The sequence below is a fragment of the Sphingomonas echinoides ATCC 14820 genome (assembly GCF_000241465.1).
GTDB classification, from domain to species: Bacteria; Pseudomonadota; Alphaproteobacteria; order Sphingomonadales; family Sphingomonadaceae; genus Sphingomonas; species Sphingomonas echinoides.
The window spans coordinates 2190485-2203503 of record NZ_JH584235.1 but is presented as its reverse complement, the minus strand read 5'-3'; the positions used below and the strand labels follow the sequence as shown (position 1 = coordinate 2203503).

Below are 13019 nucleotides of genomic sequence, written 5' to 3'. Positions count from 1 at the left end.
CATCGTCCGGATGGCCGTTGTGGACCTTGGACCATAGTCCAGGGTCAAGCGGTATCGACGAGCCGGGCGCGTTCATGATGACACGCGGATAGCGTTGAATGCGGGTGGGAGGGCCGGTCGCTGTCGATCGAGGGGCAAGAAAACGTGGCGTTGGCTGCCGCGATGAGCTGCACCCGCTGTTCGCTGGTCTTCTGCGAGTTTCCGGACGGGATCAGGCGACCGTGAATTGCCCCATCATGCCTTCATCCTCATGTTCCAGGATATGGCAATGATACATAAAAGGTGCTTTCGTCGCCGGCTGGTCGAACCGGACCAACAGTTCCACCGCCTCCTTCACGACGATCGTATCGCGAGGCCCCTGATCGAGAACGTCCGGGTCGTCGCCATCGCGGCGTAGCACATCGAAATGCACGCCATGGATATGGAAGGGATGTGGCATCTTCCGCCCGGAGACTTTCCATATCTCGACGTCCCCGAGGCGGACTTCCTCATCGATGCGGCCAATGTCGAACGACCTGTCGTTGATCGTGAGGGCGTCGCCATCGCTGCCCATCATCCCCTCCCCTTCCGTCGACATATTGAGCACGAAGCGCCGGCGCGTTACGGCCGCATCGGGATCTGGCACGGTGCGTGCTGCCAGGAGCGTTGGGACAGGGGCTGCGGCCCGCCCGCCCAAGCCTGGGCGCGGCGAGAAGGCCAGCACCGTCTCCGTCGTTGAAGCGTCGTCTTCATCGTCGTGATGGCCGCCCATCATGCCCATGCCTCCCATCATTCCCATCATCGACGCGTTCGCATCTTGGCCGGTGACCAGGGAGACCGGCTGGCCGTCGGCGAAGCTGACCAGTATCTCTGCACGCTGACCCGGCGCCAGGGTGATGGCCTGCAGTTCAACGGACCTCGCCAGGAGACCGCCCTCGGTGCCGATCCAATGAAACGTCCGATCATCGCTGAACGAAAGCTCATAGATGCGGGCGTTCGAACCGTTCACGAGCCGCAGCCGCACCAGACCGTTCGGAACGTCGGCGCGAGGCGTGGGTGCGCCGTTGACCAGGATGGTGTTGCCGCGGCGGCCCTGCGACGCAATCATCATGCCGGTCGGCATGACCAGACGGCCGTCCTCGAATTGCCGATCCTGGATCAGTACCGGGAGATCATCCACGCCATAGTCCGATGGCAGGCCAAGCCCCTGCTCTTCCTCGTCCGTCACGACCAGCATGCCCGCCAGCCCGGAATAGACTTGCTCGCCCGTCAAACCATGCGCGTGCGAATGATAGAAGAGGGTCGCCGCCGGCTGGCGGATCGGTAGCGTAGGACGCCAGGTCGCACCGGATGCGATCAGCTGGTGCGGGCTGCCATCCAGTTCTCCCGGCACCAGCAGCCCGTGCCAGTGAACCGTCGTATCGGCCGACAGGCTATTGCGGACGGCCATCGTCACATCGTCGCCGCGATGAACCCGCAGCGTCGGGCCGAGATAGCTGCCATTATATCCGAGCGTGGTGCTTCGCCGGCCCGGGAAGAACGCGGTCTCGCCCTTTTGTGCCTGCAGGCTGATCAGCTGGCCCTGTTGGCGCGCATCGATCAGGCGCGGGATCGGAAGCGTCCCGGCACGCTCGGGCGACGCGAATTTTCGGGTACACGCCGCCGCCAGGAGCAGGCCCCCGCCCGCCAGCAATGTCCGCCGGTCCAATAACGTCATGGCCGCCTCTTGGTTAGCGCGTAGCGCCGGTTTGCAAAATGAGCATTCAGCGCGCCACCAGCTTATCGATCATCGGACAGGCTCGCCGGCCGTTGCCCCGGCATTGTCCGGCGACATCGAGCAGCGCCACGCGCATCGCCTCGATGCTGCCGGCGCAACCATGAATGGGGAAGACCGCTCGCAACATGCGTATTGATACGGATGGCAGTGCCGCAAACGTATGCAAGGCAGTCACGTCGCCACCGGCGTCATCTCAGCCACCCTTACTCCGATACCGTCCGGGTTCGGCCGCGTGCGCGTGCTCCGGCCGCCAGCTCAACCACCTCGGCGGTGATTTCCTCCTGACGCGTCAGTCGTTCCTCACGTTCAAGTGCCTGGAGTCCACCCCGATCATTGTATCCTTTGACACGGTTGCCGTCCTTTCCGCTCAGTGGTCCTAACTCCACTATCCTGGCACATCTCGATGCCGTCTGGGGAGGGCGGCAACCACCCCATCTCGTTTGACCGCTGACCACCCATCACTCGCCGCCTTTCGTGAGGGTCCGCGAGCTGTCCTAATCTGCCGCCCTCAACAAGACCGGGTTCCGGCGGCGCTTACGACCGGATCGCGTAGGATGCGAAGTCGGATAACCGCAGAGGGCGTATCAGAGCCCCGCCATTGGTATGCGGATTGGGACTCATCTGTCTGTCGCCAGCCATCGCAACGGCTGCAATTTCAGGCCGAAGCCGACTGCGATCGTCGAACAGCTCGGCATAAATCGCACGCCATGCACCGTTGACACAGCGGTAGAGCTTCGTACCAGTGGTCGGCATCAGCCACAGCCGCTCGCGCACGGCGCCGATCGGCAAGCGCGAGGCGACTTGCCGATCGAATTGGGGTCAGTCGCCGCCCGAGATCACCGCAACATCGACCACGGCCAGCAGACGCGCGAACGTCGCCCCCATTTCAGCCGATAAAGGGCGCTTGCTCTCCGCAAGCGTCCCGTCGAGGTCGAACACGATCAGCCATTTCATGCTGCGTTGAGCGCCGGATCGCGGTAGGCGAGCAGCCGCAGAGCGTTGAACACGACCAGCAGCGTCGAGCCTTCATGCATCGCGACCGCCGGGCCGATGCCCAGGCCGAGGATTGTCGCCGGCACGAGGAACGCGACGACGCCGAGGCTGACGAACACATTCTGCCGGATGATGCCGCGGGTGTGGCGGCTCAGCCCCACCGCGAAGGGCAGATGCGCGAGATCGTCAGCCATCAGCGCGACGTCGGCTGTTTCCAGCGCCACGTCCGAGCCCGCAGCGCCCATTGCGATGCCGACGGTCGCCGACGCCATCGCCGGCGCGTCGTTGACGCCATCGCCAACCATCGCAACTTTGTCCTCGCCAGCGAGCTTCTTGATCGAGGCAACCTTGTCCTCCGGCATCAGGTCGCCCCATGCCTCGTCGAGCCCGACATCCTTGGCGATGGCGTCCGCCACCTTCTGATGATCGCCCGAGATCATGATCATCCGGGTGATGCCCATCTCGCGCAGCCGCTTGAGCGCGACCTTGGCCGCTTCGCGCGGCGTATCCATCAGCCCGATCGCGCCGATGTCCTTGTCGCCTTTGCGCACCACCATCGTCGTGCGCCCGCCCTCGCGCAGGGTGGCGATGGCGTCGGTCGCGGCCGCGTTCAGCGTGGGGATACCCTCCTTGCCGAACATCTCGGCCTTGCCGATCCATACCGTCTCGCCGTCGACGGTCGCGGTGACGCCGCGTCCGGTCAGGCTCTTGAGGTCGGTCGCGGTCGGCAGCTCGCGCCCGCCCAACCGCTCGCGTCCATCCTTCACAATCGCCTGTGCCAGCGGGTGATCGCTCAACCCCTCAACCGCGATGGCGAGCGCCAACAGATCCTCTTCGCTCGCGCCGTCGACGGGGACGACATCGGTGATGCGCGGCCGGCCTTCCGTCAGTGTCCCCGTCTTGTCGAAGGCGATCGCCTTTAGCGAGCCGAGGTTTTCGAGCGGTGCGCCGCCCTTTACCAGCACGCCGCCACGGGCGGCCCGCGCGACGCCGGACAGCACCGCGCTGGGTGTAGCGATCGCTAGCGCGCAGGGGCTGGCCGCGACCAGCACCGCCATCGCGCGATAGAAGCTGTCGCGGAACGGCTCGTCGACCACGACCCACGCGAACAGCAGGATGAACGAGAGCGCCAGGACCGCCGGCACGAAGACGCGCTCGAACCGATCGGTGAAGCGCTGCGTTGGGGACTTCTGCGTCTCCGCTTCGCTCACCATCTTCACGACCTTGGCGAGCGCGCTTTCGTTGGAACGCCGCGTCACTTCGATCTCGATCGCCGCACCGCCATTGATCGTGCCGGCGAACACCCGCGACGTCGCCTCGACCGCATCGGGCTTCGCGCGCGCCGCCTCGACATCGGCGACCGGCTCCTTGTCGACCGGAATGCTCTCGCCGGTGACGGGGGCCTGGTTGATCGCGCTCGACCCCTTGATGACGAAGCCGTCGGCGGGCAGGCGTTCGTTGGGGCGCACGACCACGATGTCGCCGACCACCAGCTCCTCGACCGGGATCTCCGTCGTCTGCCCGTCACGGCGCACCGTCGCCTTGTCGGGCGCGAGTTCGGCCAGCGCCTCGATCGCGCGCTTGGCGCGACCCATCGCATAATGCTCGAGCGCATGGCCGAGGCTGAACAGGAACAGCAGCAGCGCGCCTTCCGCCCAGGCGCCGAGCGCCGCGGCGCCGGCGGCCGCGACGAGCATCAGCGTATCGATCTCGAATTTCTTGAGCTTCAGATTGTCGATCGCCTCGCGCAGCGTGAAGAAGCCGCCGAACACATAGGCGCCGACATAGAAAGCGGTCGGCAGCCAGTCGGGCGCGCCCGCGACCAGCTTCTCGATCGCGAAGCCGATCGCCAGCAGCGCGCCGCATGCCAGCGCGAAGATCAGCTCGGTATTAGGGCCGAGGAAATTGGCGTGGGCATGGTCGTGGCGATCCCCCGGCCCATGCTTATCCGCGCCTTCGCCGTGATCGTGCCCGGCATGGTCGCCGGAGTTGTGATCGTGTCCGGCATGATCACCGGCCTGATCGGAGCCAGTCCGCTTGCCGGGTTTGACCTTGAGCCTGCCCAGTGCCGCGAGGATCGCCGCTTCGTCGACGCGTTCTTTGTCATATTCGACACGGACGCTGCCCGAGGCGCTGGCATCGGCCTGCAATACGCCGGGCACCTGGGACAGGGTTTCCCCGACGGTACGGGCGCGGCGTTCGTGGCCGATCCCTTCGACCTGCCATGTCACATGACCGTATCGCCCGCTGATCTCGGCGCCTGCCGCCCGCACCATGTCGCGCACGCGTGACAGCGGCAGCGCTTCGCCGTCGAAATGGATGCAGAGCTTTGCCGCCGTATCGCCGTCGGCGGGCAGGACATGCGCGCGCTCGACGCCGCGCTTGGCGCTCAACGTCGAGACGAGGCGCCCGACACAGGCATCGGCCGCGTCGGGAACCTCGGGCAGAAGGACGGGAATATCGAGTTCGAGCTTTTCGGTCATCACGCCGTCTCCGCGTTGGTCTTGGTTTCTGCGCGCGCATCACGCAGGATTTCGATGCCGCCCTTGATCGCGATAAGGGCGGTAGCCAGGCCGACCAGTAGATCGGGCCAATTCGTTCCCAGCCAGAGCACCAACGCCCCAGCAATCAGGATGCCGCCGTTAGAGATGAAGTCGTTGAAGCTGAACGTGGTCGCGGCGCGTAGATTAACATCGGGCTGCTTGAGCCGTTGCAGCAGTCGCAGACAGATATAGTTCACGACGCCGGCAATCGCCGACATCACCATCATTGTCGGCCCGATCGGGTCGCTGCCCTGGATATAGCGGCGGCCGACGTCAATCAGGATGCCGCCGGCGAAGATCAGCAGCATGACGCCGGACACTGTTGCAGCCCGCGTCTTCCAAGCGCGTCCCTGACTCAGGGCAATCAGGCTGAGGGCATAGACCGCGGTGTCGGAGAGGTTGTCGACGCCATTGGCGATAAGCGCGCTGGAATCGCCGATCAGGCCGGTCACGAAGAAGCCCGCGGCGATCACTACGTTGAGCAGCAGCACGATCCAGAGCGTGCGGCGCTCGACTGAAACCTGCCCATCCGGGGAAGCCGTCATACCATGATTTCCTCGATCAGCAGGAGGACGAGGAAGCCGACGAAGAACATCGCGCTAATAAGCGGCGAGTCCGGCTTCTCGTGCGCTTCGACCAGCAGCTCTTCGGTGACGAGATAGAGTAGCGCCATAAGACCGAAGCTCAGGAAGCCGGTGATCCATATCGGCGTCAGCAACGCCACCGGCTGTGCGATCAGCGCGCCGATCGGCACCAGCACCGCCAGCGCGCAGGTCAGGCCGATCGCTTTCATCTTGCGATACCGGCCTGCCAGATCGTTGGTGAGGGTCAGGGCCAGGAACAGCACTTCGAGGGTCAGCGCGACGGCCAGCAAAGAACCCGCCTTCTCGCCGGCGATAAAGGCGAGGCCGAGAACAAGGCCGTCTATCGCCAGATCAAGACCGATCGCGGCGAGCAGCGCGACCGGCCCCCTGAACCGGCTTTCCGCCGCCTTCAGGCCGAGCATCACAGCGACGCCCAGCGCTCCGCCGATCAACGTTGCGGTCGGAGAACTGCCGTGCATCACCAGCGGCAGGATCTCCGTCGCAGCGGCGGCGAACACCACGCCGGCCGCGAGGTGCTGCATGGCCGCGACCAGCTTCTCGCCGGGCGTGCGCCATCCGGCGACTAGCGCGCCGATCATGATCGCGATCATGGGGATCAAGGAGAATTTGAGCGCTGCCATCGTCAGCGCCCCTCTGGGCCGGGTGAATTGGTCACAAGCTCGTTGCCTTCCTGCACAGGACCGGATGCTTGTCCGCTTCCTCGATTTTGATTTCGCTGCCCGAGAAGGTCGCGCTCATCGTGTCGCCGACATATTGGAGGCCGGGTGCCGGCGCGGTCAGGACGATCGGCGCCGCGTTCGCATCGCGGCGCAGCTCGAGCGCCAAGCCCTCATCCTTGAAGTCGACGAGGAGCGGGCGATTGTCCTCGCACCGATAGGGGTGACGACCGCGGGTTCCGCTCGCATCCCCGCTGTCGCCGGCGTGGATTTCCTGTTCGGTCGGCGGCCCTTTGCGAGGCTGTTCGGAACAACCCGATAACGTCAGCACAACGCATATGCCGGCGATTCCAATCCGAAATCGCGTCATGTGTGTCGCCGGGCACATCCTGATACTCATAAAAGCCATTGAGCAGCTCCGATGACGCCGGCGATCGTGACGATGACGCCAACCAGGATCAGCTTTTCACGGCGCGGATCGGCGACGTTTCGTATTCGCGCCGCGACCTGCCAGGCAGGGCGCACCGGGACGCGCCAAGACCCGGACGCGATCCGGTCCAGCTCGGTATCCGAAAGGCGGAAAAACGATTTCACGTCAGTCCGAGAGCGTCCCGTGAGACCCGTCACGCGAAAAACCGGGTCGGCCCAAGCCAGTTCGATGGCGCTTGGATTCGCGGCCATCGGTGAGATGTCGTCGCCCGCTGCCCATGACGGACGCAGCAGCGCGATAAGCCGGTGCGGATCGCGTTCGAGCAGAGAAGCCCAGCGCACCAAGCGTGAACGACGGTCGCCGCTCGGGAGCGCGGACACCGGCTCGGATTGCCCACCACTCTTCGGCACTCGCCATTTCATGCGCGTGTCTGCGGGACGATTGTGCCTCATTGCCGGTCAACCGGCTCGACGTGATCTTGGGAGGCACGCTTCAGCGGATGAGAAAAGCGCAACGTCAGGAAGGTCGTCAAGCTGAGAACCGCCGCGATGTCGTAGAGACCATAGCCGACTGCGGCCCCCAGCGCTCCGGTCGCCCATAGGCTTGCAGCGGTAGCGGTCCCGGAAGCCTTTCCGCCATGCTTCAAAATGGCGCCACCGCCGATGAACCCGACGCCTGTGATCAATCCTTCGAGCAGACGTGCTTGGGCAGGAGACGTGCGACCGAGAATGGCGATAGCGACAAGCACGAACCCGCAACTGGCGATGGCGACCAACGGAAAGGTTCGGATGCCAGCGCTGCGTTCGTCCTTCTCCCGGTCCCAGCCAACCGGAAGCGCTAGCGCATACGCCAGCGCGAGGCTGACGATATGGGAAAGGGCTTCCCACAATGACGGCAGCAGCATCATGCGGCCGAGCCCGCGGCTTTTCCGCTTGCTGCCTTGTCCGCTGAATCTCGATAGGCGGGCGCCCTCTTGCAGGTCATGGCGCGCGCGCCGGGGCGCTCGAGCGTGATCAGGTCGCCGCCTGAGATCGACACGTTAAGATTTGGGCCGACGTAGGTCAGCCCGCTTGCCGGCGAAGTCACTCGCATCGGGGCTGCGTTCGGATTTGTCTTTATAGCGAGGGTCAGGCCATCGCCGAGAAAATCGACATCGAGGCGTGAACCATCAGGACATGCGTAGAAATGCTCGCCAATGAAGTCGGGCATCTGACGATCACGGGATGCTTTGGCCTCGCTGTCGCTCGCAGATGGCGAGCAGCCGAGCAGGCCCGGCGCCAGGGCAAGCCCGGTTGCGATGATGATCCATCGAACCGGACCGCTGCTAGGTCGCCGAGCCGTCATCTCCCTGTCTTCCCACGATCTATCGCCATGGGCGCTACAGGGGGCACGCCCATGGCGCGGGCCGTTCTCACACGGACACCCGAAGGACTCGTTGTGCGGCGGCCGATCCACAGCAGTTCAGTCGAACAATTCGCTCAGGAAGCCCTTGCGGCGACCCTTATGGCCCCGCTCGTCGCCGTGCTTCCCGCCATGATCGCCATGGCCACGATCGTCGAACATCCCGGCGCGACCGCCGCTCGCCGGCGGCGCGATGTCGCCGCCGGCGCTGCGCTCGATGATCTTGTCGAGTTCGCCGCGATCGAGCCAGACCCCGCGACATTGCGGGCAATAGTCAATCTCGATGCCTTGGCGCTCGCTCATGACGAGATCAACCTTGCAAGTCGGGCACAACAGACCTTGTGAGGTTCTGTTCTCTACCATGACGACACCCTTTCTTTTGGATTTAAGAAGCAAATGACGATCAGCCAATGTCCGCCGCGTTCGACAGCGTGTCAGTCATTGGCGGCATTGCGAGCAGCGGGCGGTTTAATCGGCCGTGGGCGGTTTCGCGTGGATCGCCCCGGCAATCGGGACTGACGGCGCAGAAGGGCCAAAAAAGCCGCATCCTGCTGACGCATGGTCCGGCGCAGGCCCTTGCGCATCATGCGGCCGACCAAGGCGCCGACGATACCCCGACATTCGACTGAATGGTGAACACAGACGCCGTTCGCGATAGGCTCGATCTCGTAGCGTTCGTCCAGGGTGAGAAAACCTCGCACACCCATCTGCCATCCGATGAGCTGGGGTTTCGTCAGCCGGTTGATGATCATTTGCGTCGTCATTTTCCGATCGCCGCCGAACAGGAGCCATGTCACATCGATTTCGGCACCACGTTCGGCCTCGCCCGCGATGCGATATACGGGGTGCCATCGTGCAAAGCTCCTTAGATCGGAGATCAGCGACCAAACGCGGAGCGCTGACATGTTGAAATCGAAACTCGTCTCTTCCTTCATGACTGCCTGTCCTGTCGGGGCCCGACACGGCCGAACCGGAGGCCGCGCAAAAGCGGCCTCCTCCCCGATTAAGCGGGAAATTGATGGGAGCTGCGTGGACGCCAGGGGCTGGTACGGACCAGGCCCCGGTGCGTGCGGGCCGATCCTCATTGGCTAGGGCTTTCCAGCGTTTTACTGGCCTTGCCCCCGATGACCTCTACGGCTTCGAGAGTGATGAGGCCGATGTCAGGCACATCATCCAGACTGGCAACGAACGCGCGCAACGCATCCTCAAAATCGACGATCTCGATCACCACGGCTCGATCACTTTCGAGCACATGGCGGCGGTGGACGTGCGACGACGCCCCAAACCCGATCAGCGCCTCAAGCACCGTGAGACCCGCCATCTTCCGATCGCGCGCCAGCGAGGCGACATGTTCGAAAACCTTGCGATCGCCGATATAGGCCGCTTCGTCTGTGTAGATCCGCAGCAATTTTCGAGCGGGGTGCTACCCTCTTGTTCTTTTTGGTCCTGGGTTCGCCCGAGGATCACTTTCGCGAGCGCCGGCAGCACGAGCAAGGTAAGGATAGTTGCCGCAATCAGGCCGCCGATCACGACCGTCGCAAGCGGCTTCTGGACCTCAGCGCCGGTACCGTGCGCGAGCGCCATCGGCACGAAGCCGATCGCCGGCACGAACCCCGTCATGATGACCGCGCGCATCTTCTCGGCCATGCCTTCGCGAATCGCCTGCGCGATAGGCAGTCCACCTTCACTCCGGTCTCGGATCGCCGTCATGACGACAAGCCCGTTTAGCACCGCCACGCCGGCGAGGCAGATGAACCCAACCGCCGCCGACACCGAAAAGTTGATGCCCGTCAGCGCCAGTGTGAACACGCCGCCGGCGAGGCCCAGTGGAACCGCCAGGAACACCGATGCCGCCCTGCCGAACCCGCCGAGCGCCATATAGAGGAGCCCGAAGATGGCCAGGAAGCAAAGTGGAACGACGATCGACAGTCGTTTGGACGCTGCAGCCAGGTTCTCGAACTGGCCACCCCACTCAAGATAGTAGCCGGCCGGTAGCTTGATCTGCGCGATCTTTGCCTGCGCCTCCTGTACGAACGACCCGGCATCTCGACCGCCCAGGTTAACCTGAACAACGACGCGACGCTTGCCGTTCTCGCGGCTGATCTGGTTCAGACCCTCGGTCAGCCGGATTTGCGCGACTTGCGCCAGTGGCACCTGCCCACGCGGACGACCCGCTACCTCGGGTAGCAGCACCGGCAACGAGCGGATGTCGTCGAGATTGGCACGGGTCGCATCTGGCACACGCACGGTGATATCAAAACGCCGATCGCCCTCGTACACACGCCCGGACTCACGACCGCCGAGTCCAGCCGCAACGGTATCCGCGACATCGCGGATGGTCAGGCCGTACCGCGCGATCGCCGCGCGATTGAGCTTTACGTCGAGCGCTGGCGCGCCCCCGACCTGTTCGGCCTTGACGCTCGCCGCGCCGGGTACCGTCTGGAGCACCCGCACCATTTCGCCAGCGGTCTGCGCCATCTTGTCAAGATCGTCGCCGTAGATCTTGATCGCGACGTCGCCGCGGACGCCCGCGATCAGCTCGTTGAAACGGAGCTGGATCGGCTGACTGACCTCATAAAGATTGCCGAGCAGTCCGCCGGTCGCCTTTTGGATCTTGGCAACGATGTCGGCCTTGGTCGTGCCCTTGGCCCATTCCTCCTTCTCCTTCAGGATCACAAACCCGTCCGAGACGTTCGGCGGCGCCGGGTCAGTTGCGGCTTCCGCGATGCCCGTCTTGGAGAACATCAACGCGACTTCCGGCACCTTTATCACCGCCTCCTCGACCTTGCGTTCCATCAACAGCGATTGTTCGAGGCTGACCGAGGGCACGCGCGTAGACGCGAAGGCGAGATTTTTCTCGTCGAGCTGGGGGATGAACTCGGAACCGAGCAGTCCAAAGGCGGGGATCGCCGCCAGGAAGAAGGCAAGCCCGCCGATGATGAACGGCCACGGCTTGGCGATCGCCCTGTCGAGCAGTGGAAGGTAGCGCTCTTTGGACTTGCGGATCAGCCACACATCCTTCTCCGCGACCTTGCCGCGGATCAGGATTGCGACCAGCGCCGGAACCAGCGTGATCGCCAGCACGAACGCCGCCACCAACGCGAGCATGATCGTGATCGCCATCGGCGAAAACGTCTTGCCTTCGGTGCCGGTGAAGGTCAGCAGCGGTGCAAATGCCAGGAGGATGATGGCCTGACCAAAAACGGTCGGCTTGATCATCTCCTGCGCGGCCCGCATGGTCTCCTCCAGCCGCTCCCTGACCGAAAGCAGCCTTCCCTCATGTTCTTGCCTATGCGCCAATCGGGCGAGGCAGTTTTCGATGATGATGACCGCGCCATCGACGATCAGCCCAAAGTCAAGCGCGCCCAGGCTCATCAAATTGCCGGGGACGTTGAACGCGTTCATTCCCATGGCCATCATCAGGAACGAGAACGGGATTACCAGCGTCGCGATCACCGCGGCGCGCCAGTTGCCGAGCAGCAGGAACAGCGACGCCGCGACGAGGATCGCGCCTTCGGTCAGGTTGCGCTGGACCGTGGCCACCGTTGCCCCGACCAGCGCCGCGCGGTTCAGCACCACCTTAACCTGGATGCCGGGCGGCAACGTCTTTGCTATCTGATCGAGCTTGGTAGTCGCCTGTTCGGCCACGACCCGGCTGTTCTGTCCAATCAGCATCAGCACCGTGCCGATGACCGCTTCGCGGCCGTTCATGCTGCCAGCGCCGGTACGCAGGTCACCGCCAACACGAACGTTGGCGATCTGGCCGATCGTGATCGGCGTCCCGCCCCGCGTAGCGGCGACCGCGTTGCGGATTTCGTCAACGGTACGCACGCGGGAGTCGACGCGCACAAGGTACGCTTCACCACCGCGGTTGTAGTAGTTCGCGCCCACCGCGAGATTTGCGTTCTCGAGAGCTTGGCCAAGTTCACTATAGGAGATGCCATAGCTGGCTAGTTTCGTCGGATCAGGCTCAACCACGAATGTCTTAGCGAAGCCGCCGATCGAGTCGACGCCGGCAACGCCCTTAACCGAGCGAAGCTGCGGACCGATGATCCAGTCTTGGACAGTTCGCAGATAGCTCGCCTTGGCCACCGCGTCCGTTAGTCGTTCGCCTTCGGGCGTCAGATAGCTGCCGTCAGGCTGCCAGCCGGGTTGGCCGGCGACCTTTTTCGCGCCCCTGCCGTCCGGATTGGCGTAGCCGACCGTATACATGACGATCTCGCCGAGGCCGGTCGAGACCGGCCCGACCTGCGGCTGCACACCGTCCGGCAATTTTTCGGCCGCTTGGCGCAGGCGCTCACCGACCTGCTGGCGCGCGAAATAGAGGTCGGTGCTGTCGGTGAAGATCGCACTGACCTGGCTGAAGCCGTTGCGCGAGATCGAACGTGTGGTTTCTAGCCCGGGAATGCCTGCGAGCGCAATTTCGACTGGATAGGTGACGAGCTTTTCGATTTCGACCGGCGACAGCCGCGGATCGATCGTGTTGATCTGAACCTGTTTGGTAGTGATGTCGGGCACCGCGTCGATCGGCAGCTTGGAAAGCTGCCACACGCCGAGGCCGGCGATGACGAGGAACAATGCGAGGACCGTCCAGCGTGCGCGGACGGAGAGCGCCATGAGATTTGCGATCATGAT

General features: G+C 64.0%; 12 protein-coding genes and 1 pseudogene. All 13 read right to left on the bottom strand.

Annotated features, from left to right (window positions below; translation table 11 throughout):
* Positions 1–211 precede the first annotated feature (211 nt).
* Entirely contained in the window at positions 212–1696 is a 1485-nt protein-coding gene (locus ON00_RS10305) for a multicopper oxidase family protein (protein ID WP_010405588.1), read from the bottom strand.
* 726 nt (positions 1697–2422) lie between these two features.
* Positions 2423–2710: pseudogene (locus ON00_RS10300) on the bottom strand (HAD family hydrolase); the annotation flags it as partial.
* Positions 2707–5232 (bottom strand): heavy metal translocating P-type ATPase, encoded by a 2526-nt coding sequence (locus ON00_RS10295; RefSeq protein WP_010405585.1) that lies wholly within the window; start codon positions 5230–5232, stop codon positions 2707–2709. The pseudogene ON00_RS10300 and the gene ON00_RS10295, both read right to left, overlap by 4 nt.
* Positions 5232–5837: a cation diffusion facilitator family transporter gene (locus tag ON00_RS10290; RefSeq protein WP_010405584.1), complete on the bottom strand. Its 606-nt coding sequence runs from the start codon at positions 5835–5837 to the stop codon at positions 5232–5234. The genes ON00_RS10295 and ON00_RS10290 overlap by 1 nt, the downstream gene beginning before the upstream one ends.
* Entirely contained in the window at positions 5834–6517 is a 684-nt protein-coding gene (locus ON00_RS10285; protein WP_010405583.1) for a ZIP family metal transporter, read from the bottom strand. The genes ON00_RS10290 and ON00_RS10285 overlap by 4 nt, the downstream gene beginning before the upstream one ends.
* Positions 6518–6548: 31 nt before the next feature.
* A complete protein-coding gene (locus tag ON00_RS21215) occupies positions 6549–6722 on the bottom strand; it encodes a hypothetical protein (RefSeq protein ID WP_245535560.1) in 174 nt (57 codons plus the stop codon).
* Positions 6723–6949: 227 nt separating this feature from the next.
* A complete protein-coding gene (locus ON00_RS10275; protein WP_010405581.1) occupies positions 6950–7405 on the bottom strand; it encodes a hypothetical protein in 456 nt (151 codons plus the stop codon).
* 26 nt (positions 7406–7431) lie between these two features.
* Positions 7432–7887 carry an MgtC/SapB family protein gene (locus ON00_RS10270; RefSeq protein WP_010405579.1) on the bottom strand — a complete coding sequence of 152 codons (456 nt, stop codon included), beginning with the start codon at positions 7885–7887 and terminating at the stop codon, positions 7432–7434.
* Positions 7887–8327: a hypothetical protein gene (locus ON00_RS19855; protein WP_010405576.1), complete on the bottom strand. Its 441-nt coding sequence runs from the start codon at positions 8325–8327 to the stop codon at positions 7887–7889. The genes ON00_RS10270 and ON00_RS19855 overlap by 1 nt, the downstream gene beginning before the upstream one ends.
* A gap of 117 nt (positions 8328–8444) precedes the next feature.
* A complete protein-coding gene (locus ON00_RS10260) occupies positions 8445–8687 on the bottom strand; it encodes a TFIIB-type zinc ribbon-containing protein (RefSeq protein WP_010405574.1) in 243 nt (80 codons plus the stop codon).
* Between the two features lie 131 nt (positions 8688–8818).
* Positions 8819–9319 (bottom strand): SRPBCC family protein, encoded by a 501-nt coding sequence (locus ON00_RS10255; RefSeq protein WP_010405572.1) that lies wholly within the window; start codon positions 9317–9319, stop codon positions 8819–8821.
* A 146-nt stretch (positions 9320–9465) separates the two neighbouring features.
* Complete coding sequence (locus ON00_RS10250; protein WP_040601625.1) at positions 9466–9792, bottom strand: DUF190 domain-containing protein; 327 nt, start codon at positions 9790–9792, stop codon at positions 9466–9468.
* Positions 9675–13016 carry an efflux RND transporter permease subunit gene (locus ON00_RS10245; RefSeq protein ID WP_010405570.1) on the bottom strand — a complete coding sequence of 1114 codons (3342 nt, stop codon included), beginning with the start codon at positions 13014–13016 and terminating at the stop codon, positions 9675–9677. The genes ON00_RS10250 and ON00_RS10245 overlap by 118 nt, the downstream gene beginning before the upstream one ends.
* Between the last annotated feature and the right edge of the window lie 3 nt (positions 13017–13019).